This is a genomic window from Paenibacillus rigui (assembly GCF_002234615.1).
Lineage (GTDB): Bacteria > Bacillota > Bacilli > Paenibacillales > NBRC-103111 > Paenibacillus_S > Paenibacillus_S rigui.
The window spans coordinates 178,343-204,485 of sequence record NZ_NMQW01000013.1; the positions used below are offsets into that span (position 1 = coordinate 178,343).

A 26,143-nucleotide genomic window follows, 5' to 3' on the forward strand; every position below is an offset into this window, starting at 1 on the left:
TATATAAGCAGCGTGCTCACACTTCATTCCACAATCTCTTCAAATTCTCAAAGCCAAGACGTGTACCTGCACGACAATCTTCCAAACCTTCAAATTCAAGCGAGATGAAGCCGTCGTAGCCTGACGCTTTGATCAAGCGGAGCACTTCCCGCATATCAATGTCGCCATGTCCGACAATCGCACCGCGTAAAAAGTTGCCGTGGGAAGTCTTAAACCAGCCCGGACCGGGATCCAAATACGAAGGTCTGCGGTAAAAGTCCTTCACGTGCACCATGGAAGCATACGGAAGATTTCTTTGGACCGCAGCCACAGGATCTTCATCAACGCACATGAAATTGCCCGCATCGAGTGTCGTCCGGAAGTTCGGACGGTCCACCGCATGAAGCAGCGTCTGCACCCGGTCGCTGGCCTGCACGAAATAGCCGTGGTTCTCCACGCTCGTCACGATGTCATATTGGGCCGCATAGTCTGCGACCGTACGGCATGCATCCGCCATGCGATTCAGCAGACGGTTGAAATGGCCGATAGAAGTATCGGTCGTCCGCGCCACGTCGTGACGCATTTTGGTGACCCCGAGCCGGGCAGCGATATCCACTTCACCCAGCACCCGCTTGATTTCCTGCTGATATGCGTCCTCCGTCTCGGTTACAAAATTGGCCCCGATGGCATAATTGGATACTTCCATGCCAAGGGCATGCGTCTTCTCTCGTATCGCATCAGCCAGCTCAGGGTTCCCTGTCAGCTCAAAGCCCAAGGGAACAATCTCCACGTGCTCGCCCCCAAGCTCGGCGATCCAATCGATGACACCCAGAACATCCATTTCCCCGGCCTTCAATGCATTGTATAAGCTATACGTGCTTACGCCCAGCTTCATGTTCATCCTCCTATCGCGGAAATCCGGCTACAAACGGATTTCCTGTCCTTTCGCCGCAGATTCGTAGATCCCGCACAGCATCTTCATCATCTCTAATCCGTCCTCCACAGGACTGATCGGCGTGTCTCCGGACTGGCAGCACGCTACAAAATGGCTGATCTCCCGGCGGAACGCTTCCGGTACGTTAATTGATTTATGATCCGTTTGCGGTGTGATGTTCAGAATCGTATCATTCGCCTCGGCAATGAATACCAATTCAGGCTCCAGCTCGACGCCGCCCTTATCGCCATAAAGCTTTACAGTGATTTCATCCTTTTTCGCATGCAGCGTGAAGCTGACGTCGACCAGCAGTGACGCGCCATTTTCGAATCGGATGAGTGCGTTGGCCATATCCTCGACCGTATTGAAGTTCGCATCATAATCGGCTGCTTTATAGAAGGACAAATGTTGTACATTGGAACGGTTGCCCAGCTTGTGGTACGTGTTCCCGCTTACGGAAACCGGCTTCGGACGCCCCATCATATACCAGCACAAATCAATGACGTGAACGCCGATGTCAATCAGAGGGCCGCCTCCGGAGCGCTCCGTGTCTGCGAACCAGCCTCCAGGATTGCCGAGTCTGCGGATGCAGGAAGCTTTCGCATAATACACTTCGCCAAGCTCGCCCTTATCGATGAAGCGCTTCACAAGCTGCGCATTCGCATCATAGCGGCGTACAAAGCCGACTTGCAATAGTTTACCTGTCTCCGTGACGGCCTCCTGAATAAGGCGTGCCTCCTCGACCGAACGGCACAGCGGCTTTTCAACCAATACGTGCTTTCCGGCACGCAAAGCGGCGATGCTGATTTCCGCATGCGTATTATTCCATGTGCAAATACTTACCGCCTCGATATCCGGATTGGCCAGAAGCTCCCGGTAATCGGTATAAACGTGCTCTATATCGTATTGCTTGGCCTTGTCCTTCGCCCGCTGTTCCTTCAAGTCGCAAATGGCATACAGCTTCACGCCCTCCTGCTTTTCATATGCCTGCAGATGCATGTCGGAGATCGACCCTGCCCCGATGACGCCAATGTTCATCCGATGTGTGCTCACGATAACCCCAAGCCTCCCCATTCCTTGTTCATAGTAGTTGCTTACCTCATGATTCGCATTATACAATCAGAATACCATGACCACTCCAGGAGGTAGAATGCCTATTATGGCCACTTACATGGACTATACGATCAGTTCAGACCCGATTCGCATCATCGACCGAACGACGGATAAAAGCAAGCTGAGTATCAAGTCCTTATCGATCGTTTCTGTAGGCCATCTGCCGAACCGGACCCTGTTTCGCAGCGACGCCGTATTTCAGCACTATGCCGCCGTCTACATTGCAGGGGGATCGGGAACGTACCGCATTCATGGCCAAGAAAAGCAATCTGTCCGCAAAGGAAGCTTTTTTATATTTTTCCCGGATGCCACCTTTGATTACGGTCCTGATCCGAACGCGACCTGGGATGAATTTTACTTCACGCTGGAAGGGTCCCGGATTCAGGAATGGCTCACAACCTGGCTGACCGAACCGGGCAAGTTACGGCAAGCGGGAGTGGATGACGCCTATGACAGCAAAATGGAGCGGATTTTCATGCTGATGGAAAGCGGCAATCCGGCCAATCTGGACCGTGCGGCTCTCCTGTTGGAATCGCTGCTGTACGAATGGATGTTGAACAGTCAGCCTCAGTCGCCATCCGCCGCTGCCGATCCGGTAGCCAGGCTCATGGACGATCTATCGTCGTCAATCCATCAGCCTTTCGATGCAGCGCGCGTATGCGAAAGGCATCACATTTCTATGTCCACCTTACGCCGCATCATTCACAAATATACCGGTCATTCTCTCCATGAATACGTGCATAGGCTCAAAATCGCGGAAGCGAAAAACATGCTGCTTAATACCCACCAATCCGTCAAGGATACAGCCTTATCGCTAGGTTTTAAGGACGTGTTTTACTTCTCGCGCCTGTTCAAAAAATATGTCGGGGTCTCCCCGCAGCATTTCCGCAATCATGTTTATTAGGACACAAAAACCCCTCCTTCTGCCATAGACAAGCCGAAAAAGGAGGGGGGATTGCTTTCAATTCTCTTCGGTTCGGTGCTGTACCCGAAATTGCATGGGGGTGGTACCGAAATTTTTTTTGAACACATAGTGCAAATAATTCGCGCTGGAGAAGCCGTTGCGAAAAGCAATCTGATCGATCGTTTCGCTGCTCATACTCAGCTCGCTGCACACGTGAACAAGCCGTTCCTTCTCGATGTACTCGCTGAAGGTCGCACCGGTAAGGTCCCGGAAAATACGCTGCAGCTGCCGCGGGCTGATCTGCACGCGCTCAGCCACCACTTCCAGCGTGAGCGGCTCCATGAAATTGTCTTTAATGAACTGCACTGCCAGCTTATACCGGTAATGCTTCATGTCGCGCGAAGGCAAATCCGGCTTAGGCCCTGCTGCATAAGCCCGCGTCGTCCGCAGCAATATTTGAATGATTGACTGCTTGATCACCGTAAACAAACCCGGCTGGTTCTCGTCCCACGCGCGGTAGGCTGTCAGGAAGCATTCCATCGCCCGGTATTTGTCCAGCACCGGTTTAATCGGCAGCGTCTGAAGCTGCTGCACACACGCTTCAGCTTCGGCAATCTCCCACTTGCTCCCCCAGGCTGCGTCCTCGGGATCTGCGGCGAGATCCTCCTCCGACTCCAGCTTCACGATGTCGATGTGCAGGCACAGCTCATCCATAGCTTCATATGCATCGGCTTCCTGATAATGCATCACCCCGGGACCGGTCAAATACAGCAGCCCCTCCTGCAGCGCATACGGCTGTTCACCCAGAATCACTTTGCCTTTTCCCCGTGGAATGAAATGAAATTCGTATTCGGAATGCTTGTGAAAAGACACGCTCCTTCCCGGCGCGAAGCTCGTATGGTGAAAACGCAGCATCCGGATGCCGTAGTTTCCCCAGCGAAATTCCACATCCAGTCGATCCAGCGCTTGCGGCTGCTCCATCATCAAGTCAAAAGGATACGGCTTCACATGAGCGCGGGCAGATAAGTTGGGATGATCCATACCGGGATACCTCCTTACGTATAGCGGGAAGAAGACCCGTTCCATCTATCCTCCCACGGATAAAGCCTGGAACCGGTCTTCTCGCTAATTCACTTTTTGTGCTCCGTTTTATTGGGCCAGCTCGTTCAAGGAGAATGCAGCCCCCGTACGGGCGGAACGATTGGAGGCTTCCATCAAGCGGGTCAGGTCTACGGCCAGCCCGATATTTTCAGCTGCATACGTGTCCTGTTCGATGTGGGCTACCCACTGATCAAAGGCGGATAGGCGGTTCGCCGGAAGCTCGCTTCGCACCTGCCACGCCTGTGCTCCTTCATCGCCCAGCTTGGAGCTTCGAACGAGCAGCTGATTGTCATGCGTCGAGTAGAGCAGGCTGCCCTCGGTGCCATGCACCTCAATGACGAACGGGGAGTGGCGGTTTACGAATCCCGCCTCGACGACAGCCAGCGCACCGTTTGTGTAGCGCAGTACGGACACCGCGTTGTCCTCCACCTCTTTGCCGGTCACGTAGCCGTAATTGGCCGTGATGCTGTCCGGCATGCCCAGGAACAGACGCGCCAAGTACATCGGATGGCAGCCCAAGTCGATCATCGCACCGCCGCCGCACTGCTCGGCATTGTAGAAGTGCTCGGGCAGCCAGCCATGCGGTCCGCGTTCCGAAGGAACCGCGCCGTTATGGGACAGACGGGTACGGACAAGCGTTACCTGTCCAAGCAGCCCCTGGTTCAGAATGTCCTGCACCGCCAGCGTATAATCCGCATTCAGGCGCGGGAGCGACACGGTCAGCTTCACGCCCGCGGCCTCAACCGCCGCCAAAATCTCATTGACTTCCCGCAGCGTAGTGGCCACGACTTTTTCCGTGAAAATATGCTTTCCGGCCTGTGCAGCCGCAACCATCACATCGCGATGCAGGTTCGTCGGGGTATCGACGATGACCGCATCAATGTCGGGCTGTGCCAGAAGCTCGCTTAGCTCGTCATAGAACCGAACGCCGCGTGCTTCCGCTTCCTTGCGGCCTCTCTCCGGAATCTCGTCCCAGACGGCTACGATTTCCGTTCCCGGATGCTCCGTCGCTTGTCGCGCATAATCCTTGGCATGAACATGCCAGAAGCTCAGCATGGCTACTTTAATCATCGTTGGCTCCTCCAGTTTCCGCTCTTAGTCGAAATAAACGGCTTTGCCCGTTTTCGCAGATTCGTAAATAGCCTCCAAAATTTCAGATACGACGCAAGCCTGCTCCGGTGTAACGATAGGCTGCTTGTCGTTCAAAACCGCATCGATCCAAAGACGAATTTCGGTATCCTGCATGCTTTCTTTTTTGCCGTCGTAGAAATCGACACCTTTGGCATCCAGAGCGATCTGGTTCGTGTACAGCTTGCTGTGCTTTTCTCCGTTCAAGCGCAGGCCATCCTCCATGTCCGCCCCGCCTTCCGTTCCGCTAAGCGTGCATTTCGCTTCCTTCACATCCAATGTATTCAACGCCCAACTCGACTCCAGCACGATTGTAGCGCCATTTTTCATCGTAATCATCCCGAAAGCGGAATCCTCAACTGTAAATTTGCTTGGATCCCATGGACCCCAGGCATTGGCAGCGTTTTCTTTTTGCGACAATTTATGAAACGTCGTACCCAGAACCGCCTTCGGCTCGTAATTGTTCATTACCCATAAGGTCAAGTCCAAAGCATGGGTGCCAATATCGATCAACGGGCCTCCGCCTTGCTTCTCTTCATCCAGGAACACGCCCCAAGTCGGGACTGCACGGCGTCGGATCGCGTGGGCTTTTGCATAATAAATTTCACCCAGATCGCCTTCCTCAACTACCTTCTTCAGATACAAGCTGTCCGGACGGAAACGGTTGTTATAGCCGATCGTCAGCTTTTTGCCGGTACGCTTCGCAGCTTCCACCATCCGGCGTGCATCGGCAGCCGTCTTGGCCATAGGCTTTTCACACATGACATGCTTGCCGGATTCCAATGCGGCGATAGAGATATCCGCGTGCGAATCGTTAGGCGTGCAGACATGGACAACATCGATAGAAGCGTCCTTCAACAGATCCTCGTAATTCTCATAAACGTGCGCTTCTGCGACACCATACTTCTCGGCAGCCTCCTGCGCCTTCTCTACAACAATATCACAAAATGCGACAAGTTCAACGTTATTTAGCTTGGAGAGGGCCGGTAAATGCTTCCCGTTAGCAATACCTCCACAGCCGATTACTGCAATTTTAAGCTTCGTAGACATCGTTTATTCCTCCTACAATTAAATGACTTGAGTTCATCTTAGCATGTTTCCCTATGACGCGAAATTGCAAATTAGCGACAGGGAGGAGTATGAAATTATGACATTGATAACTTTTCCGCTACACGTATTATGGCAATTAACAGCCCTCTTTTTCTTAGTGAGAAAAACGCCCTGCGGCATCCTTGGCGCATGATTTACGTTGGTGCATGGGGGGATGGATGTGGGTTTCCGACCGCAGCGGTTGGAGCATGAACTTCAAAGACGGGCGCTATCGCTTCTCCATCCCACACCCATTCCCTTTTGCTCTATTCTGGGTGCTTTGTGCTGCTTCTTTTTTTGTTAACCGGTTTTCAATCCGGTATTCGTATCCGTGTACTCCTTTGTAGGATTCGGGATACATCTCACCTCCGCATGCCTCGCATGCAAGCTGTGGCGGAACATTCGGGTCTCTATCGTCCATCCTATCGAAGTTTCGAACCAAGTTAAACAGTATGTCTTCCGTTGCCTCGCAGTTCAAACAAATGTAATTGACCATCTTTTTGCTTAGCCTGTGTTTGCTTTTGTTTAGCGGCTGCTTCTTACAGCGATACGGGGACGAGCCGCTGGTCGTCGCATCCTTTGCACACCAGGAGCTTAAAACCTTTACTCAGGTCTCTTCAGCCCAGAAATTCCTCTATTTCCTTTAGAACATTGGAACGAAGCTTCTCCTTGTTCTTCGCCGCAAAGCGATCCCAATGGCATATTCGTTATAAAAGATTCGTAAAACAAAAAAAGAGTGGAAGACACGCTCCACCCCGAAATTTTATAAATTCTGGTGCTATAATGTTGCGAAAACATCTATCGAAGCCTTGCGAACAGCGTTCGGTTAGTTTTATCACTAAATACCTTGGAAGCTTATGCATTGTGGTGTAAAAAATCAGCGATGCGACGAACCGCTTCCCGCAATCGGTCTTCATCCTGAACCAGTGCAATGCGCACGTAGCCCTCACCCTCCCGGCCAAAGGCATCCCCTGGAATGACAACCACCCCGGCTTTATACAGGATTTCCCGGGAAATTTGTCGAGACGTCCAGCCTTCGGGGATACGCGCCCAAATAAACATCGTCGCCTTCGGCTTCGGAAGCTGCCATCCTGCGGCCGCCAGTCCCTCGATCACAATGTCGCGCCGACGCTCGTACAGGCCTGCCACGCTTTCACCATGCTCCATATCTTCTTCCAATGCAGCGATCCCCGCCTCCTGTACTGCCAGGAATACGCCATAGTCGATATTGGATTTAAGAATGCGCAGCGCTTTGACCGCATCCGGTTGTCCTACCATGAAGGCGATGCGGCAGCCGGCCATATTGAAGCTTTTGGACAAGGAGTGAAACTCCACGGCAACCTCTTTGGCACCCTCAATCTCCAAAATGCTCATCGGCTTGAAGCCGTCGAATGCCATTTCCGAGTAAGCCAGATCATGAACCACCAATAGATCGTGCTTTTTGGCAAATGTAATAAGCTCCTCGAAGAACTCTCTCGAAGCCACCGCAGAAAGCGGATTGCTCGGATAGTTCAGCAAAATAAATTTCGCCTTCTCTGCGATAGCCGTTGGGATCTCGTCCAGCTTCGGCAGGAAGTCGTTCGCTTCTTTCAGCGGCAGAAAATAAGGCTCCACACCGGCCAGTACCAGGCTTGCGCCATAAATCGGGTAGCCCGGATCCGGCACCATCGCGATATCCCCCGGGTCCGTAATCGCCATCGCCAGATGGGAAAGCCCATCCTGGGACCCCATCAAAGCAACGATTTCCGTCTCCGGATTGAGCTCCACCTGAAACCGGTGCTTGTACCAGCGCGATACCGCTTCGCGAAACGCCGGACTCCCCTCCGAAGTCGGGTATCCGTATACTTCAGGCTTGCGTACCGCCTGCTCCATGGCACGAATCACCCGCTCCGAGGGCGGCTGGTCCGGACTGCCGATGCCAAGATCAATTACATCCACGCCGGAGCGGCGCACTTCCTCCTTCCAACCGGCCATCTCAGAAAAAATAGCGGATCCCATCAGGGATAACCGCTTGGATTGCAGCTTCGTCATATTAGAGCAACCTTCTTTTTTATAAGATAATAAGCTATCGAAGCCCGGCCCTCTGCCGAAGCGGAGGAACGAGGCCCCAAACTAAATACCGCCAACCTTGTGCACTACCGTCATCATCCCGAACAAGAAAGCGGCAAGGGCAAAATAAGCGATACCGAATTTCCAACGGGCTGCGGTCGGTACATCGTAATACTTGTCATTCTCGAACGGCTCATAATCAACCTGACAATGAATCATGAGGTGTAAGCCGTCGTCCTTAGGGATGCGCTCCAATCGGGTCACATGGGTGCGTTGGACAATCCCTTGCTGCATTAACGGAATCGTTCCGGTAAAATCCAGCCCTTCCCAGATCACGCGGACGAACTGCTGTCCTTCCAGATCCGAGTAGGTCACGAAGCTCAGGTCTCTTTTGTGCTCCTCCCCGGGGATGATATAGCCCTGCTCGATTAGAGGGTCTGCGGGGATGAGGAAGCTGGCCGCCACCATTCGCTGTTCGCCATGCTTGCGCTGCCGAACGAATTTCTTATACAGATCGTAGGCGAACATGGCCCACACAATAAACAGAATGATACTGAAATTGTAAATGATCAGCACGAGTCCGCCGATAAGTCCGACCAGCCAAAGCCAGCGGGATACCGCAGTAACGATCCTTCCCCCATCGAGCGGATGGATCGGAATCAAATTAAACAGATTGAGCAAAAAGCCCGCCTGCGCGAGGCTGTACAAAAGCCGGCTGTCCAAATAATAGCCCAAGCCGAAGGCAGCCAGTGCCCCCACAGCTCCGAGAACCGGACCGCCGATCCCGATATACGCCTCGGTGACTGCGTCCCTCGGGTGTCTTTTCATGCTGATCAATGCCCCGACAAAGGGGATGAACATCGGTGCCGATACCGGCATGCCCTTTTGCTTGGCTGCCAAGACATGTCCCAGCTCATGAATCAGGATCAGCAAAACAAAGCCAATCGAGAAGCTCCATGGAAAAATAAACGCATAAGCGCCGATCGAAACGAGCATGGAAAGAAACAGGCCGCCGAACTTACTGAATTTCAATAACGTAAACAGCCACTTGCCCTTCGCGAGCAAAAAGGCTCCTACCGCGCCGATGTACCACAGCGGGTTTTGCTTCTGTTTCTTTTGCTGCAACAGCTCTCACGCTCCTTCGGTTATCAGCATCAGCCGGAAGGCTGGACTGGATTAGGTGCAGCCGTAATAAAAAAAACGCTTTTTCTGCCCTTGGTGCTTTCCTGTTATCGGCTCCAATGTTCTTGAAACTGCTCTTCCTTGTAGCCCACCGTCACCTTGTGTCCGTCGGTTACAACCGGACGCTTGATCAGACGGCCGTTGGAGGCCAGCAGATCGATTTTCTCCTCATCCGTCATGCCCGGAAGCTTATCCTTCAATTTCAGCTCCTTATACACCTCGCCTGAGGTATTGAACCATTTCTTGATCTCCAGACCGCTCTGCTCGATCATTTGAGCCAACTGCCCGCGGCTTGGCGGATGATCGAATACGTGGATCGTCTCCACCTCCACGCCTTTTTCCTTCAAAGACTTCAATGCATTGCGGCACGTTCCACATTGGGGATATTGGTACATCGTTACGTTCATGGGTGTCGGACTCCTTTGGTCAAATAAACTACTAACTTTAAATTTTGGTCGAAAGCAGATCGAAAGTCAAGTAAGCTGCGGCTTCAGGCGGCAGGGCGATTTCCTTATTCTACGCAAAAAAGATTCTGCGGTTTCCCAGCAGAATCTCCTCGGCAGGCTACAGCGCCTGCAGCTGCTCCAGACAGCGCTTGAAATCCTCGGGCAGCGGCGCCTCGAACTCCATCCACTGCTTCGTTCCCGGATGCGTAAACCCCAGTGTGCACGCATGCAGCGCATGGCGCTCCATCCCATAAGCTGCACGGGCATCGGCTGCTGCCGTTGAGGAATCAGCAGTGTCAGGGGCAGTCAGCGCCCCGCTTCCAGCTTCAGGCTGCTCCATGACAGGAGCCGAAGCACTTGCCTCACGCGTTTCATCCCCGGCCAGCGGCTTGAGCTTATACAGCTTGTCCCCGAGCAGCGGATGGCCGAGATGCAGCATATGGACGCGAATCTGGTGCGTACGGCCTGTCTCCAGCCAGAGCCGTACAAGCGTCGCCTCGTGAAAACGCCGCTCTACCTTGTAGTGCGTTACGGCACGGTAGCCTGCCTCCGTAACAATGCGGATATGCGGCTCCTCCGGGTCACGGTCGATCGGAGCATCCACCGTACCTTCCTCTTCCTTCATCACGCCGTACACCAGGGCGATATATTCTTTTTTCACCTGATGTGCCTGCATTTGCTCGGACACCTGCTGGTGGACGAACGGATTTTTGGCAATCGCAAGCGTGCCTGAGGTTTCTTGATCCAGCCTGTGAATCGGTCGAAAACGATAGCTCTTGCCCTGCTGCTGCCAATAGTGGACGACTCCGTTAGCGAGTGTATTCACATAATGCCCGTGTGTCGGATGCACGATCATCCCGGCAGCTTTGTTCACAACGAGCAGCTGCTCATCCTCGAAAAGAATGTCGATGGGCAGCTCCTGCGGCAAAATATCGTCAGATTCCTCCTGCAGCATGCGCACCTCGATCCGGTCGCCTTCATGAACGCGGACGCTGATATACTGCCGCTCCCCGTTCACCGTAATGCCCTGCTCCGTCAGCTTCAAGCGGGACAGCAGCTTACGGGACAGATGCATCCGGCTTTGCAAAATCGTTTTCAGAATAAAGCCTTCCTCTTCGGCAGACACATTATAAATGATAGGTTCATAGTATACAGTCATTTGCGGCGGAACACCTTCGCGCTTCTTGCATACTCCACGTCGTTAACTCCGTACCGTGTGTTCGCCAGCCGGGCAATCGTAAAGAACAAGTCAGAGAGGCGGTTCAAATACCGCCGAACCTGCTCATTGATCTCCTGTGTCCGTGCGAGAGTAACGACTCTCCGCTCCGCCCGCCGGCACACCGTACGGCACACATGCAGTGCGGAGGAGGCTTGAGAGCCGCCCGGCAAAATAAACCTTTGAATATCAGGCGTCTCCGCATCATATTTATCGATCCACGTCTCCAGCCGGTCCACCATCTCGGCCGTTACCTTGTAGGGACGAAGCTCTTGTTTGAGCAGAGCCAAATCCGAACCGCAATCGAACAGCTCGTGCTGGATTTCCAATAAATCCGCAAGCAGATCAGCGAACTTCGTTTCGTCCAGGAATCCCATGGCCTGCCCGACGAAGCAGTTCAGCTCATCCACCGTGCCATATGCCTCCACCCGATCGTCGTCTTTATCCACCCGGCCGCCAATGACACCGGTTTGCCCCGCATCACCGGTTCGCGTATAAATTTTCATAGTAATCGCCTCCTTGTGCTTCAGGTTGCTTATTCCATACCGCTTCCATTTTTTCATCCATAACCATGAATCATTCACGCCTTGCTTCCTATCATCTCATACAGCCGTTCCATATCCAAATGATTTCTTACATGCTCTGCCAGCCGATCGAAGGCCGCTTCCCGTCTTTCCTGAAAACGAAGCTCCGCCGTTAACGGCTCCCAGCCGCGGGTCTGACGAAGCTGATTCAACCAGTCACGCCGGAAATCATCGTTATGCAGAACGCCATGGATATAGGTCCCCCAGCACTTCCCGTTGGATGAAATCACGCCGTCCGGATGGTAACCCTCGATCTCGTTCCCATGTATCCCTTCCTCCCGGATGTCAAAGGGGTGGTCGACTGGCTCCAGGAAACGCGTTCTTCCCATATGAATTTCATAGCCTTGAATCGTGGAAGCCGCAACATCGGCAGATGAATTTGCGTTGAACAAGCGGGTGGTTCCAACCGCCCGTACCGTCCTTTTCTCGGAAGTAAACACCGTTTCCGTCGGAAACAGCCCCAGGCCCTCGATTTGCGGAAGATCGGACTCCAGCAGCTGCGGGTCAAGCAAGCGCGTGCCCATCATTTGATACCCTGCACAGATACCTACCACCCGGCCGCCACGCTGCGCATAGTCAACCAGGGCCTCAGCCAAACCGGTATGCCGCAAGAACAGCAGGTCATCGACCGTATTTTTACTTCCCGGCAAAATGACCGCATCCGGACTCCCCAGCTCCTCGAGCGAGCTGACAAACCGTACCTGTACATCCCTCTCATAAACGAGGGGATCGATATCAGTAAAATTCGACAAGCGCGGCAGTCGGATGACCGCAATATCCAGCAAGGGCATCGTTCCCGGCTGCCGCCCTTCTTCAGCCGTTTCCGTACCGGCGGCTGCAGCTTCCCCTGCAAGCTGGCCTTTGCCGTGCAGAAGTCCCGTTCCCGAAGCCAGCTTCCGGTCAAGCGATGCGGAATCCTCATCCTCCAGCTCCAGGCCCGGCAGGAAAGGCACGACCCCCAGCACCGGCTTGCCTGTACGCTGCTCCAGCCACTCCAGGCCGGGCTTGAGCAAGCTGACGTCACCGCGGAATTTGTTAATGATAAAGCCTTTGACCCGTTCCCGCTCCTCGGCCGTAAAAATATCCATCGTACCGACCAAAGAAGCGAATACGCCTCCGCGGTCAATATCCGCAACAAGCACGACCGGAGCATCGGCCCAGCCGGCAAGCCGCATGTTGACGATATCCCGGTCCTTCAAATTCACCTCGGCCGGGCTGCCTGCACCTTCGAGCACAACAACATCGTACGCTTCGCGAAGCCTTCCCAGCGACGCCTTCACAATCGATTCCGCTTCGCCCAGGTACTTTTCCCTGTAAGACCTCGCATCGTAGTCGCGCAGCGGCTTGCCGTGTACGACGACCTGCGACACCATATCCTTTTTGGGCTTGAGCAGGATCGGATTCATATCCGTCGTCGCCGCAATCCGGCAGGCATCCGCCTGCATGCCCTGGGCCCGGCCGATCTCTTTGCCGTCCGGAGTCACGTAGGAATTGAGCGACATGTTCTGGGATTTGAAAGGAGCTACCTTCAGCCCGTCCTGCAGCAATATGCGGCACAGCGCAGCCGTAATGAGGCTTTTCCCCGCATCAGAGGATGTTCCTTGCACCATCAGGGTTGCAGCCAGGGCCGGCTCCTTTTCTGTGGTTTCAGAGCTTGGCCCGGCGACAGCAGTGTGCTGCCCGACTCCCGACGCGGCGTTCGGCCTCTGGCCTGCCGCCGTCTGCCCGCTTGCTTCCACATGCGGAGAACGCTCCTGTAGCCCGGCAGAGGCAATATCCGCGCCGGTACCCGCCGGCTTCTTGACCGCATGGCCCAGCACAGGGGCGGCTCCGCTCTCTTTCTCCAGCAGCAGGCGGATCGAAGCCTGCAGCGCTGCGATCAGCTGCTCATTGTGCCCGCGCAAGCGGATTGCAACCCGGGCGTAGGTCCCGTCCAGCCCCGGAAACAGCGAGGCATCGCGAATGAGGATGCCTCTGCGCCCCATCTCGGCCTGCAGCTCCTTCACCTGAAGTCCGAGTCCGCGCAGCGAGAACAAGACATAGTTCGTCTCGCTGGGCGTCACGATGAGCCCTAACGCCGCCAGACGCTCCAGCATCCACGGTCGTTCCTCCGCCAGCCAAGCGTGCGTGCGTGCCGCATAAGCGGAATCGTCTAAAACAGCCGTTCCCACATGCTGCGCCAGCGTATTGACGCTCCACTGCACCTGAAGCTGCCGCATGGCCCGGATCCGATCCGGGTGCGCCACAATAAAACCGAGCCGCAGTCCCGGTATCGCGTAAAACTTCGTCATCGAACGGATAACCATCAAATTCGGCAGGGCAGCTGCCTCCTTGATCAAGGACAGCTTCTCCTCGTCCGGGCAAAAGTCCATGAACGCCTCGTCCAGGATGATAGGCTTCTTCCAGGCCCCTTCGACCAACATCGTTCGAACCTGTGCAGGCATTAACCGGCCGGTCGGATTGTTCGGCGACCCGAGGAATAGAAGCTCGGAAACCGCTAAGGCCCGCTCGACTTCCCCGGTCTCCAATACAAAACCGTTCGCGTCCCGCAGCGGAAGCTCATAGATCCGCCCGCCGACTTTTGCCACCGCTTCCTCATACTCGGAAAAAGAAGGCCTTGCCAACGCCGTCACGCCCGGCTTCAAAACCCGTACAGCCAAATCGATCAGCTCCGCCGCCCCGTTGCCGACCAGGATCGCCTCGGCCGGAATCCCGTATACCGCCGACAGCTTCGAACGCAGCTCCCGCACCGCCGGGTCGGGATAAGCCGCAAGCTCCTTCCATCGGTCCCGCATAATGTCACCCACTATGTCGGGCGGTCCCAGCGGATTCATATTCGAGCTGAAATCGAGAAACGCTTCCGCGTTCCGTCCGAAGGTTTCTGCGGCTGTCCGCAAATCACCGCCGTGGCCGTATTTCTCCAGCATGCCGATCTCCCCTTTCTCCCCGAGCTTAATTCAGCTGCAGTCCCCCGTACAGGATGAGCAGCAGCACCAATTCCAGCAATTCATTGATGGCACCATAGGTATCCCCCGTCAGTCCGCCAAGCTTTTTATGTAAATATGCGCTCAAGCCCCAGCCGCTAATGCCCGAGGCCCCAGCTGCTATAGCCAAGATGCCAAGTCCCTGCACCGACAGCAGCGAATGCCCGGAGCAGACGACAAGCAGGGCTGACAGCAGCAGCGCCATCGTTGTATGCAGGCTGATATGCTTCCATCCCAGTCCGCGAAAAAAAGCCCCGAGTCCCTCCGCTTCGCCATTCGGTCCCACACGCGCATAGGGCCAGCAAGCGATTGCGAGAACCATATACCAACGGCTCCACAGCGTGACCAAAGGCAGGACAAACAGTGAGCCGCCTGCAGAAAGCGGCAACCAGGCTTGAAGCAGCGTCCATTTGCACAGGAGCAGCAGGACGCAGGCAACGACGCCCATTGCACCGACGCGGCTGTCCTTCATGATCTCAAGCATTTGCTCCTTGGGGCGGTGGCTGAGAATCCCGTCCGCCGTATCCATCAGTCCGTCCAAGTGAAGGGCTCCGGTCATGGCAACCCACAGCACGACCATAAAAGCCGCAGCCGCCGGCGGAGGCAGGACGCTTTGCAGCACCAGCCCTCCCAGGCTGAGCAGCACGCCCAATACCGCTCCTACCAGCGGATAAAACACGACACTGCGGCGAAACATCGCATGGTCATAATGCAGTGTGACCGGCACCGGAAGCCGGCTTAGAAATTGAAAGGCAGCCGCGCAGGCTGCCGATCCTTTTACAGCAAAGTCCAGCAGAGCGCGCATACCAACCCTCCCGCCATCATATAGCTTACCGTATACAGCATGCCGACCGTCCGTACAATATCGTCCCGGTTCCGCTCCCGCAGCGGCCAGCCCATCCGGGCCCGCTCGCTTGTGCGCCCGTGATACACGTTGGTTCCACCCAGCTCAATGCCGAGCGCACCGGCTACGGCCGACTCAGGGATGCCGCTGTTCGGACTCGGATGCAGCCGGGCAAAGCGGCGAATGGCCTGCACCGCTCTTACAGGGGAACTCCCCTTACGAAAAGCGGCAGCGAGAACCAGCAGCATTCCGGTCAGCCGGGCAGGCACCCAATTCATCACATCATCCCAGCGGGCGGAGGCCCAGCCGAAGTGGATATATTTGTCGTTCTTGTAGCCGACCATCGAGTCCAGCGTATTCGCCGCACGATACAGCATAGCTAGCGGAGCCCCTCCAAGCAGCGCATAGAACAAGGGCGAAACGACCGCGTCCACCGTGTTTTCCGCTACCGTTTCCACTGTCGCGCGGGTAATCTCCGATTCATCCAGCTGCGATGTGTTCCTTCCGACAATATAGCCTACATATTTGCGTGCGTCCTCCATATTGCCTTGCTCCAAGGGGCGAACGACCTGCATAGCCGCGTCCTTTAACCCTTTTATAGCGATCGTTGTGGAGATGAACCAAGTGTTCACCGCATAGCCGAGCCACGGATGAATTTGCTTCGCTCCCCAAATCAACAGCCATATGACGGCAAAAGAAATCGCCAGCGTCAAAGCGGTCAGCACGATACCTCGTCCCCGCTCCGCAGCAGCCGGCCTCGGCGAACCCGTCTTCCCTCTCAGCACAGACTCGCACCAGCCGATCCACTGCCCGATCCGGATGACCGGATGTGTAGGCCAGCGCGGATCCCCGATCCACCAATCCAGGACAATGGCTGCCAGCAGCATCCATGCCGTTTCATTCCATGAATAATACAACAACCGTGTCCCCACCTATCCATCAAGCTCAATCCCCGATGCCTTTGCCGCCTTTATCCCAACGGAATCTTCGGCTGGTTAGCTCTATTGGAATGCCGGACGTCACCAGAAACACCTGCCCCGCTTCACGGGCCAGACGCTGGTTCATTAGACCCGAAGCGTCCCTAAATTGCCGGCCGAGCTTATATTCCGGTACAAGACCATAGCCGACCTCATTCGTAACAAGCAGCAGATGCTTTCCTGAAGCGGCGAACTGCTTGCAGGCAGCCACCAGTTCATCTACCTTCCCGCTCAAGCGTGCCTCCACATCCGGCTCCCGCTCATATCGCAGCAGCCAGTTCGATAGCCACAGCGTCAAGCAGTCCACGAGTACAACAGAGCTCGCAAGCCCATTCCCCAGCTCCTTCCATGCCGCTGCTTCGTTCTCCCGACCTGACGCTTCAGCAAAAAATGCATCGTCTAGCTCCTTCCGCTGCTCCCGAGGCCTTCCCTCGGTCGTTTCCCCGCTCCAGCCCATTAACAGGCTTGCAAGAGCAAAAGGCTCCTCGACCGTATGCCAACGAAAATTTCCTTGCTCCCGCTGCTGCCGGTGCAGTCCGATCCGTTCCTTCATTTCTTCATCGTACGCTTGAGCCGTGGCTATATACATTCCCTGCTGTCCCAGCTTCGCGGCATATTGTTCAGCGAAAGAGCTTTTACCGCTGCGGGCACCGCCCGTAATGAGTACCAGCATCACTTTCTCCTCCTTATGTAGTGGACATGTGAAACCAGGCCATTCCTCTCCAGGAGAGGCTGACCGATTATTCCGAATCCAAAGCCGTGCTGACACCTGCGCTGGAAAAAGTGGCCATTTCCTGCATGATCTTCGCCGCGGCTTCGATCAGCGGAAAGGCAAGGACCGCTCCCGTGCCTTCCCCGAGCCGCATATCCATACGCAGCATCGGCGAGAGGCCGATCGCTTCCAGCAGCAGCGCATGGCCCTGCTCCTGGGACAAATGCGACGCCAGCATATAGGCCGTGCTGTGCGGCGCAATCCGGCTTGCGACGAGCGCCGCTGCCGAGGAGATGAACCCGTCGATGATGACGGGACAGCGGTGCAGCGCGGCCCCCAGAATAACGCCGGTCAACCCGGCGATCTCCAGGCCCCCGACCTTGGCCAGCACATCGACCGGCTGGTCCGCATTGGGCCGGTTCCGCTCAATGGCGCGCTCGATGACCGTCTGCTTATGGCGCATCCGCTCATCGTCGATACCGGTGCCGCGGCCAACGGTGACTCCCACATCGGTGCCCGTCAGCACCGCAAGAATCGCAGAGCTCGGCGTCGTATTCCCGATGCCCATCTCACCTGTCGCAAACATCGTGTAGCCTTTGCCGACAAGCTCCTCAACGATCTCCACACCCGCAAGGATGGCGTCCACCGTCTCCTGCTCCGTCATGGCTGGCTCTACCGCCATATTGCGCGTCCCTTTGCGAACCTTGCGGGAAACGAGCTGCGGGTGCTCCAAATCGGCATTGACGCCGATATCGACACAGACCACGTCCGCTCCCGTATGACGAGCCAGCACATTAACCGCCGCCCCGCCGTTCAAGAAATTGAGCACCATCTGAGGCGTTACCTCCGCCGGAAACGCACTGACCCCTTCCTCACACACGCCGTGATCCCCGGCCATGACGATAACCGCCTTCTTGCCGAGCTCCGGAATGGTCCTGCCGCTTATGCCTGCCAGCTGACGCGCTACATCCTCCAGCCTCCCCAAGCTTCCCGGCGGCTTCGTTAAAGAATCCAGATGCAGGCTCGCGGCTTCCACCGCCTCCGCCTTCAACGGCTGAATGCCCGAAATCATTTGTTCCAATGTATTCATCCTTTTACTCCCCTTCGATATCTACTTTCTCAAAACGATTTCATCGCTCCAACGCTTATTCTCAGAACTTCTAAGCTTCGTGCTCCGCTCCGCCTCCGTGCAGCAGCACCTGCGGTACGCCCGTTGCCGGATGCGGCAATACGATCGGCTGCGTCCCGTACACGCGCTCCAGCAGCTCCGGCCGAATGACCTCCTCCGGCTGTCCGATGCTGACGACCCGTCCCGCCTGTACAAGCAAAAGACGGCCGCAATATTGGGCGGCCAGGTTCAGATCGTGCAGCACGGCGACGACGGTCAGTTCCTCCTCCTGCTGCCAGCGCCGGATCCACTCCATCATCTGGACCTGATAGCCGATGTCCAGATACGTCGTAGGCTCATCCAGAAGAAGCAGCCGAGGCTGCTGCGCCATCACCTTGCCTAGCGCAACCCGCTGCCGCTCTCCGCCGCTGAGCTGGCTCACGCTGCGATGCTGCAGCTCCTGCAGCTGCAGCCGATCGACAATCGTGTCGATCAGCTGCCTTGCATCGCCGTTCCTTTCGTCGCCGAGCCAGTTTTGAAATGGGAACCTTCCCATTTCAATGACCTCGCGGACGGTGAAATCGAGCGGCGGCAGCGCATCCTGCTGCAGCACCGCCATCCAGCGCGCCAAAGACCTGCGCGGGTGCAGATGGGCTGGCCTGCCTTCCAGCCTCAATTCCCCGGCTGTCGGCTTCAGCACGCCGGAGATCAGCTTCAGCAGCGACGATTTCCCGCTGCCGTTCGGCCCGATAATGCCGAAGCTTTCGCCGGCGGCAACGGCAAAGCTTACGTCATGCAGCACCTGGCCGGTCGCATAGGCCAGGCTGACTTTTTCCGCTTGAATCCATCCGTTAGCCACCAACCGGTCCTCCTCGCTTTCGATAATAAACGGTTAACCGTGTTCGACTTCGGTCAACCTGCCGACTTCTTGTTCCTTCTAAGCAAGTATGCGAAAAAAGGCGCGCCCAGCAAAGCGGTCACGACGCCCAGCGGGATCTCAACGGGACTCAGCACCGTGCGGGCCAGCGTATCCGCCCAGAGAACATACAAGGCACCTCCCAGCATAGAAAGCGGGAGCAGCAAACGATAATCGCCGCCCAGCAGCAGACGAAGCAGGTGCGGTACGATCAAGCCCACGAAGGCAACGACACCGGACACGGACACCGCTGCCGCGGTAACGAGCGTAGCCCCGACAAGCACGACAAGCTTCGTACGCTCGACATGGACTCCCAGATGGGCTGCCTGCTGTTCGCCGAGAGCGAACAAGTTCAAGGTGCGGCCATAGCTCAATAGCAGGAGCGCTCCAACGACCAGATAAGGAAATAAGACTCCGGAATAAGACCATCCGCGCAGCGACAAGCTTCCCATTAGCCAAAATACAATCTCATTAATGACCTGCTTGGACATCGCAACCATCAAAGAAACGAAGGAGCCAAGAAAGGCCTGCATGACAACCCCTGACAAAATGATCGTTTCCTTTTGCAGCTTACCGTCCGTTCGAGCCAGTGCAATCACAATCAAAAGCGAGATCACGCCCGTAATAAAGGCGACTATAGGTACCGACCAGGTGCCGAATACCGCGAATTGCAGGCCGGTTAATATGAGGAACGATGCTCCAACCGCCGCACCTGACGATACGCCAAGCGTATAGGGGTCCGCGAGCGGATTGCGCAGCACCCCTTGAAAGGCGGCACCTGCAATCCCAAGCGATGCGCCAACCAGAAGCCCCAGCACCACACGAGGTAGGCGTACCCTCCATATAATTTGTTCCGCCGACGGCTGCCACTCGACAGGCACTCGTTCACCGAGCCAAGGGACATGGTGGGCAAGGATACCCCATACCTGCAATAACGGCAAATGCACAGAACCGATCGAAAGGCTGATCGAAGCACAGAGCAGCAGGAGCAGGCTCCCGCCCCCTCCCCACAACCAAAGCTTCCGTTTCATCTATTTCACCAATTCCGGGTAAATCCCCTTGGCAATCTCCAGTAAGCCTTGCGTAATCCGGGGCCCCGGACGGCTGATCAAATTTTGATCCACTCCAACCAGCTTATTGTTCTTGACGGCGTCCACACCCGCCCAGCTGCTGCGTCCCTTAATGATTTGATCCATCGATTTTTTGGAGTTTTCATCAATTAAATGATTCGGATATAAAATCACCTGCGGATTATCTGCAATCACTTTTTCCTCATCCATCTTGGCAAAGCCCTTGACGTCGGAAGCAACATTAATTCCACCGGAGAGGGTAATCAGCTCATCCATAAATTCCCCTTTACCGACCGTCCAGCCCGGTGAAAACTCGATAAAGACCCGCTTCTTTTGTTCCGGCTTGAGGTCTTTGACAGCATCGACGACCTTCTGGCGCTCTGCTTTCATGGACGCAACAACCTTCTCGGCCTGCTCCTGCTTATCGAACACTTGCCCGAACATGATCATATTGTTCATCACATCATCGACCGTCTTCGGATCCACCTTGAACACGCTCACCTTCAGGCTGCGCAGCTTCTCAACGGCAGGCAAAGGCAGAGATACACCCGAAAGCACAACATCAGCATTAGCCGCCAGAAGCGCCTCCTCATTCGGCTTTACAATACTGCCCATTTTCGGCTTCTTCGCTGCCTCAGCCGGGTAATCATCATAGTCGGACACACCGACAACCTTGTCCCCCAGCCCTAGAGCGAACAGCATTTCCGTCTCACTCGGCGATACCGAAACGATGCGGGACGGCGCTTTTTCAAAGGTAAATTCGGTTCCCGTCGCATCCTTAACCTTCAGCGGATAAGCCGTTGCTTTCGCCGATGGTGCCGCACCTTGACCTTGCCCGGACTGGCCATCAGGCTTCGCCGTACTGCCGGCCTTCGGCGGATCGATCAATTCTCCCGTACCCGGCGTCTTCGGCTTTTCCCCGCACCCTGCGGCGCTTAACGCCAAGGCTAGCCCCAGCATAGCTGTGAGTCCTTGCTTCATCCATTGCTTTCTTTTCATATCCCTCGATGCTTTCATGCTCCTAGTCTCTCCTTCACTTTGCTCATAAAAAATCCCTTCATTCCTTCTCCATAAAAAGAAAAGAAACAAAGGGGCATAACGAATCCATAGCGTGTTCCTCATTGCCCATCAAGACGCAACAGAGTACGCTCGGAACGCGACGCACCTTTTTCCTCGAAAGGGACAGTCTTCATTCGTACAGGCAGGTCTCCTGACTTATGGAGAAAAGCAGACATCCTCGCCTTCCCGCTAGCGGCTGCAAGCAGTGGCTTGTTGAGGGTCATCTCCATTAACAGTGGCGGGACCGTGCCGGATTTGCACCGGCTTCCCTTTTAACTTAAACGCTAAGGCTGCGAATAAGCACCTGTTCGATCTATGAAATAAATACCATTTATTTCTGCGCAATCACTTTCATGACTTGCATTACTTTATCCTGATTTTTGGCGTTCGCCGGAACGAAGGCAACCAGGTCCTTCCCGTTCAGCTTCAGCTCCGTAAACCATTTGGTCTGCTCCAGAGGAATTCCGTACAAATGCTTCTCTGTTTTCCCTTCAACCGGCAGCTCCAGCACGCCTGCAGGGAAATCTTCTTTTTTCGCGATATCGTCCAGGCTAACATAGCCACCCTGCTTGCCGATGACATTAAACTGCTCCGTCGGTACGATGATGATTCCATTATCTCCAGCCGCTATTTCTACGATCAGCTTCTCCATCGAGAAGACGGGCACGGTCAATACACTGACGGTAGGTGCTTGTCCCAGCTTCGTTTGCAGTGCGGACTGGAGCTTGTCCCCGACCTCATTGGGAACCCCATTTTGTCCCATCATAAAAATAGGCACATCCGCCTTCGGTCCGCCTCCACAGCCTGCAAGCAGCAGCGTTAGCAGCATGAAGATCAACAGCAATTTCCCTTTCATCGTCTCTCCCCTATCTGTTGAAAAAGCTCTTCTATTAGCCACATCATATCATACATTGAACGCTTCTTTCAAAAAAAGAAGAAGAACCGAATCTATCGGTTCCTCTTGTTACGGTTCATGTATTCATTTATTTTTTTATCCAGCATCATGCTGATCTCTACGACTTCAGGCGAGGTTAGGCTTTTGTCTATTTGGACCCTATTTTCCAATTCAACACGTAATTTATATATTTCTTCTTCTAAAGATAAGGCAGAAGATGATTGCTTCTTTTTTCCAAAAATCCACTTGGCTTGCTGATCTTTCTCGCGAATCCAACCAATCTGTAAATAGTGCCGAAGCTGATATTCCGGAAAAGCCATTTGTCATCCCTCCTTAGAAAACATATCTTTAGACTCAGGAAGTTTCATAGAACGAATCCTTGTGAAACTTCTTTACTATTAAAGATACCAGCTTTTTCCGAGGTTGCAAATGGCTTTTTTTGTCGAATTTACAATTTTTGAATAAAATTACCGATTCGATCGATCGCTTCGATCAATTGGTTGACGGATGTGGCATAAGAACAGCGGACGAAGCCCTCTCCGCCCAGTCCGAATACGTTGCCGGGCACTGCTGCTACCTTCGCTTCATATAGCAGCCGCTGAGCGAACTCCTCCGAGCTTAAGCCGGTGGACACAATGGACGGGAACGCATAAAATGCACCCTGCGGCTCATGACACGTCAGCCCGATCTCGCGGAAGCCTTGAACGACCAGCCGGCGGCGCTGGTTGTAGGACTCTATCATATGATCTTTTTCTTCCATCCCGTTTTTCAAAGCTTCAATCGCTGCCACTTGCCCCATAGCCGGTGCACACATGACGGTGTATTGATGAATTTTGAGCATAGCAGAGATCAGATCCCGATGTCCGCATGCATAACCCATCCGCCAGCCAGTCATAGCGAACGCCTTGGAAAAGCCGCTCACCAAAATCGTGCGGTCTTTCATTCCGGGCATCGAGGCAAAGCTGACGTGTTTCTGCTCGTAGGTAAGCTCGGCATAAATTTCATCCGAGATGACGATCAGGTCATGCTCTTCAACGATTTTGGCGATCGGCAGCCAATCCTCGTAAGTCATAATGCCGCCGGTCGGATTGCTAGGGTAGCAAAGAATCAAAATTTTGGATTTAGGCGTCAGGCTTGCTTTCAACGATTCCGGCGTCAGCTTGAAATTGTCCTTGGCGAACGTTTCGATGCCGACCGGAATTCCCCCGCCAATCTTCGTAATCGGAGAATAGGAGATATAGCATGGCTCCGGAATGAGAATTTCATCGCCAGGCACGATGAGTGCACGAAGAGCCAGGTCAATCGCTTCGCTGCCGCCAACCGTTACCAGAATTTCATCAGCCGGTTCATAGGGTACATGAAACGAATCATATAAATATTCGCCGATCGCTTCCCTCAGCTCCGGCAAACCGGCATTCGGCGTATACTTCGTATTCCCGCGTTCCAAGGAATAAACGCAAGCTTCGCGTACATGCCAGGGCGTGCTGAAATCCGGCTCCCCTACACCGAGGGAAATAATATCTTTGCTGCCGCTCACAAGGTCGAAAAACTTCCGTATGCCGGAAGGAGGAATTTCACGAACCAAAGGAGCCAGGTAACCGGACATGGATTTGTTAGTTGTGCCTTGTTTTTCTGTTTCTGTTTGATTAATCATTATAAGCTCATCGTCCTTCACGGCGAGATTAGCATACGGCGATCGTCCTGGTGATCTTCAAAGGTAATGCCGTCCTGCTTGTATTTCTTCAAAATAAAGTTCGTTTTTGTCGATAACACCCGATCAAGAGGAGACAGCTTGTTGGAAACGAACGAAGCGACTTCCTTCAACGTTTTCCCTTCAATCTCCACTAGCAGATCATAGGCACCGGACATCAAGTAGACCGATTTCACTTCAGGGTATAAGTAAATGCGCTCCGCAATCGCATCAAAGCCGCGGCCGCGCTCAGGAGTAATTTGTACTTCAATCAAGGCGGTAACCTTTTCATCGTCTATTTTGGCCCAATTGACGACCGTCGCGTATTTTACAATGACGTGCGAGTCCTCAAGGGCCTTAATCGCTTCCGCCACTTCCGCTTCGGAGGCGCCGAGCATCGTCGCGATAAGTGCAGGCGATCTTCTGGCGTCTTCCTTCAGCAAGTCGATGATGCGCATTTTAAATTGTTCCATTGTCGGTTGATCCTCCTAGGAGTTTTGCTAGAGCAAAACTTTCTTCGTAAGCATAAGCTTAAGTTTGCGCTTATACTCGGGAAATAATTAAATTATTACTTCATATTACACCTAACAACTCCTTTTTTGCAAAGCAAAATTAAGTGAGCTTGGGCTGAAGCAGCAAAAGCCCAAAGGAACCAGTCCCCTTGGGCTTCATGATTTATTTAAACGTTAATTTATGCGAGCAGAATCCATGAGAAAGTCTACTTGACTAGCGATGAACCGATAGCAGCTTTCTCATATAGTCTTCAATCTCCCGGCCACGATAAGGGTTCAATACTGCGATTTGACATCCGCTCTGTGTTTCATGCTCCGCAGCAACTCTGCCTACGCCTACCAGCTTGCCTTGGTCATATGCCGCAATCACATAAGGACTGCTACAATATATTTCATACTGAAGATCCGCATCCGTTCCCGACTCCTCCTTCATACAAGAAAGCATTTGTTGAAATGCATCCTGCGTAGGAGCTACATTGTCCAGTGCGATTTTCATCCTCAAGATCACCTTCCATAAGTTAATATCTCTTTACTTATAATTATACATATATATGAATAATTATGCAATGTATTTTATGGAATTTGGGCCAAAAAAGACACCTCCTAAGAGATGCCTTTGTCCTCCGATGAGGATAAATCTTGAAACGATGCTATGAAAAAATTCCCATGCTCAAATACCGCTCGCCCGTATCCGGCGCAATGCATAGCACACGCTTTCCTTTGCCAAGCTTCTTGGCGATTTGCAAGGCGGTCCATACGGAAGCTCCCGACGAAGGTCCGACCAAAATCCCTTCCTGGCTGGCGAGCTCTTGCGTGGTACGAAGCGCGTCCTCATCAGAAACTTGTATAATTTCATCATACACACCGGTGTTCAAAATCGCCGGGACAAAGCCCGGGCTTGTCCCAACCAATTTATGCGGCCCCGGCTTCCCTCCCGATAGCACCGGTGAACCCTGCGGCTCCACTACATAAATCCGAATGCCGGGAATTTTTTCACGCAGCACTTCACCCGTCCCTGTGATGGTACCGCCCGTACCTGACGTAGCAACGAACGCATCCAGGTTTCCTTCCATCTGTTCGACGATTTCAAGTGCGGTTGTCACGCGGTGAATATCCGGGTTTGCTGTATTCTCAAATTGCTGCGGAATAAAGCTGTCCGCGATCTGATCCTTCAATTCCAACGCTTTCTGAATCGCACCCGGCATCCGTTCTGCAGCCGGTGTCAGCACCACCTGGGCGCCGTACGCTTTTAAAATATTGATCCGTTCCTTCGTCATATTATCCGGCATGACCAGGATCGCCTTATAGCCTTTGGCTGCCGCATTCATGGCCAACCCTATGCCTGTATTGCCGCTTGTCGGCTCAATGATCGTAGCTCCCGTCTTCAGAATGCCGTCCTTTTCGGCTTGAGCAATCAGATTGTACGCCGCACGGTCCTTCACGCTTCCGCTTGGATTGAAATATTCGAGCTTAACATACACTTCCGCATCGTTCTCTCCCGCTAATCTCCGGATCCGAACCGTAGGGGTATCCCCAATCAGTTCCGTAACGCTGTTTACCATCAGTCTTCTTTTGTTGGTCATTTGTGTACGCTCCTTCCAAACAGGCACTGCCGCTCTATTATTCTAATGTCCTTAATTGTAGCGGCAGC

At 54.0% G+C, this 26,143-nt stretch carries 25 protein-coding genes and 1 riboswitch; of the genes, 1 reads left to right on the top strand and 24 read right to left on the bottom strand.

Annotation, left to right across the window (positions count from 1 at the left end):
- Positions 1-16 precede the first annotated feature (16 nt).
- Together CF651_RS09485 and CF651_RS09490 are read right to left on the bottom strand one after the other, a co-directional pair.
- Positions 17-874 carry a sugar phosphate isomerase/epimerase family protein gene (locus tag CF651_RS09485; protein ID WP_094014615.1) on the bottom strand — a complete coding sequence of 286 codons (858 nt, stop codon included), beginning with the start codon at positions 872-874 and terminating at the stop codon, positions 17-19.
- A gap of 27 nt (positions 875-901) precedes the next feature.
- Positions 902-1,951 carry a Gfo/Idh/MocA family protein gene (locus tag CF651_RS09490; RefSeq protein ID WP_094014616.1) on the bottom strand — a complete coding sequence of 350 codons (1,050 nt, stop codon included), beginning with the start codon at positions 1,949-1,951 and terminating at the stop codon, positions 902-904.
- A gap of 121 nt (positions 1,952-2,072) precedes the next feature.
- Here CF651_RS09490 and CF651_RS09495 point away from each other — a divergent pair, with 121 nt between their 5' ends.
- Positions 2,073-2,930, top strand: coding sequence for an AraC family transcriptional regulator (locus CF651_RS09495; RefSeq protein WP_245855809.1), 858 nt, complete (start codon positions 2,073-2,075; stop codon positions 2,928-2,930).
- 57 nt (positions 2,931-2,987) lie between these two features.
- Here CF651_RS09495 and CF651_RS09500 read toward each other — a convergent pair whose 3' ends face one another.
- From CF651_RS09500 to cysK, 22 genes are all read right to left on the bottom strand, one after another.
- The gene (locus tag CF651_RS09500; protein ID WP_094014617.1) at positions 2,988-3,971 is read right to left on the bottom strand and encodes an AraC family transcriptional regulator; all 984 of its coding nucleotides are present in this window, start codon (positions 3,969-3,971) and stop codon (positions 2,988-2,990) included.
- Positions 3,972-4,079: 108 nt separating this feature from the next.
- The gene (locus tag CF651_RS09505; protein WP_094014618.1) at positions 4,080-5,102 is read right to left on the bottom strand and encodes a Gfo/Idh/MocA family protein; all 1,023 of its coding nucleotides are present in this window, start codon (positions 5,100-5,102) and stop codon (positions 4,080-4,082) included.
- 24 nt (positions 5,103-5,126) lie between these two features.
- Positions 5,127-6,209, bottom strand: coding sequence for a Gfo/Idh/MocA family protein (locus tag CF651_RS09510; RefSeq protein ID WP_094014619.1), 1,083 nt, complete (start codon positions 6,207-6,209; stop codon positions 5,127-5,129).
- Between the two features lie 894 nt (positions 6,210-7,103).
- The gene (locus CF651_RS09520; RefSeq protein WP_094014621.1) at positions 7,104-8,279 is read right to left on the bottom strand and encodes an LL-diaminopimelate aminotransferase; all 1,176 of its coding nucleotides are present in this window, start codon (positions 8,277-8,279) and stop codon (positions 7,104-7,106) included.
- A gap of 81 nt (positions 8,280-8,360) precedes the next feature.
- On the bottom strand, positions 8,361-9,425 hold the full coding sequence (locus CF651_RS09525) for a site-2 protease family protein (RefSeq protein WP_094014622.1): 1,065 nt from the start codon (positions 9,423-9,425) through the stop codon (positions 8,361-8,363).
- 101 nt (positions 9,426-9,526) lie between these two features.
- The gene (locus CF651_RS09530) at positions 9,527-9,886 is read right to left on the bottom strand and encodes an arsenate reductase family protein (protein WP_094014623.1); all 360 of its coding nucleotides are present in this window, start codon (positions 9,884-9,886) and stop codon (positions 9,527-9,529) included.
- 157 nt (positions 9,887-10,043) lie between these two features.
- Positions 10,044-11,084: an RluA family pseudouridine synthase gene (locus tag CF651_RS09535; protein ID WP_094014624.1), complete on the bottom strand. Its 1,041-nt coding sequence runs from the start codon at positions 11,082-11,084 to the stop codon at positions 10,044-10,046.
- The gene (locus CF651_RS09540) at positions 11,081-11,647 is read right to left on the bottom strand and encodes a cob(I)yrinic acid a,c-diamide adenosyltransferase (RefSeq protein WP_094014661.1); all 567 of its coding nucleotides are present in this window, start codon (positions 11,645-11,647) and stop codon (positions 11,081-11,083) included. The genes CF651_RS09535 and CF651_RS09540 overlap by 4 nt, the downstream gene beginning before the upstream one ends.
- A gap of 74 nt (positions 11,648-11,721) precedes the next feature.
- Complete coding sequence (locus tag CF651_RS09545) at positions 11,722-14,652, bottom strand: cobyric acid synthase (RefSeq protein WP_094014625.1); 2,931 nt, start codon at positions 14,650-14,652, stop codon at positions 11,722-11,724.
- A 25-nt stretch (positions 14,653-14,677) separates the two neighbouring features.
- Positions 14,678-15,514, bottom strand: coding sequence for an adenosylcobinamide-GDP ribazoletransferase (cobS, locus tag CF651_RS09550; RefSeq protein WP_094014626.1), 837 nt, complete (start codon positions 15,512-15,514; stop codon positions 14,678-14,680).
- Positions 15,487-16,473 (bottom strand): adenosylcobinamide-phosphate synthase CbiB, encoded by a 987-nt coding sequence (gene cbiB, locus CF651_RS09555; protein WP_094014627.1) that lies wholly within the window; start codon positions 16,471-16,473, stop codon positions 15,487-15,489. Before cbiB ends, cobS begins: the two co-directional genes overlap by 28 nt.
- A gap of 25 nt (positions 16,474-16,498) precedes the next feature.
- Positions 16,499-17,203: a bifunctional adenosylcobinamide kinase/adenosylcobinamide-phosphate guanylyltransferase gene (locus CF651_RS09560; RefSeq protein WP_094014628.1), complete on the bottom strand. Its 705-nt coding sequence runs from the start codon at positions 17,201-17,203 to the stop codon at positions 16,499-16,501.
- Positions 17,204-17,270: 67 nt separating this feature from the next.
- Entirely contained in the window at positions 17,271-18,332 is a 1,062-nt protein-coding gene (gene cobT, locus CF651_RS09565) for a nicotinate-nucleotide--dimethylbenzimidazole phosphoribosyltransferase (RefSeq protein WP_094014629.1), read from the bottom strand.
- A 70-nt stretch (positions 18,333-18,402) separates the two neighbouring features.
- Positions 18,403-19,209 carry an ABC transporter ATP-binding protein gene (locus CF651_RS09570; protein ID WP_245855812.1) on the bottom strand — a complete coding sequence of 269 codons (807 nt, stop codon included), beginning with the start codon at positions 19,207-19,209 and terminating at the stop codon, positions 18,403-18,405.
- Between the two features lie 53 nt (positions 19,210-19,262).
- The gene (locus tag CF651_RS09575) at positions 19,263-20,297 is read right to left on the bottom strand and encodes a FecCD family ABC transporter permease (protein ID WP_094014630.1); all 1,035 of its coding nucleotides are present in this window, start codon (positions 20,295-20,297) and stop codon (positions 19,263-19,265) included.
- Entirely contained in the window at positions 20,298-21,353 is a 1,056-nt protein-coding gene (locus CF651_RS09580; protein WP_245855813.1) for an ABC transporter substrate-binding protein, read from the bottom strand. It abuts the gene before it with no gap.
- Positions 21,354-21,519: 166 nt separating this feature from the next.
- A riboswitch (cobalamin riboswitch) is annotated at positions 21,520-21,718 on the bottom strand.
- 8 nt (positions 21,719-21,726) lie between these two features.
- Positions 21,727-22,251: a hypothetical protein gene (locus tag CF651_RS09585; protein ID WP_094014631.1), complete on the bottom strand. Its 525-nt coding sequence runs from the start codon at positions 22,249-22,251 to the stop codon at positions 21,727-21,729.
- 92 nt (positions 22,252-22,343) lie between these two features.
- Complete coding sequence (locus tag CF651_RS09590; protein ID WP_094014632.1) at positions 22,344-22,610, bottom strand: aspartyl-phosphate phosphatase Spo0E family protein; 267 nt, start codon at positions 22,608-22,610, stop codon at positions 22,344-22,346.
- Between the two features lie 128 nt (positions 22,611-22,738).
- On the bottom strand, positions 22,739-23,944 hold the full coding sequence (locus tag CF651_RS09595) for an aminotransferase class I/II-fold pyridoxal phosphate-dependent enzyme (RefSeq protein WP_094014633.1): 1,206 nt from the start codon (positions 23,942-23,944) through the stop codon (positions 22,739-22,741).
- Positions 23,945-23,961: 17 nt separating this feature from the next.
- Positions 23,962-24,453 carry an Lrp/AsnC family transcriptional regulator gene (locus CF651_RS09600; protein ID WP_094014634.1) on the bottom strand — a complete coding sequence of 164 codons (492 nt, stop codon included), beginning with the start codon at positions 24,451-24,453 and terminating at the stop codon, positions 23,962-23,964.
- 253 nt (positions 24,454-24,706) lie between these two features.
- Positions 24,707-24,988, bottom strand: coding sequence for a hypothetical protein (locus CF651_RS09605; RefSeq protein WP_094014635.1), 282 nt, complete (start codon positions 24,986-24,988; stop codon positions 24,707-24,709).
- A gap of 154 nt (positions 24,989-25,142) precedes the next feature.
- A complete protein-coding gene (gene cysK / locus CF651_RS09610; RefSeq protein WP_094014636.1) occupies positions 25,143-26,075 on the bottom strand; it encodes a cysteine synthase A in 933 nt (310 codons plus the stop codon).
- Positions 26,076-26,143: the final 68 nt, after the last annotated feature.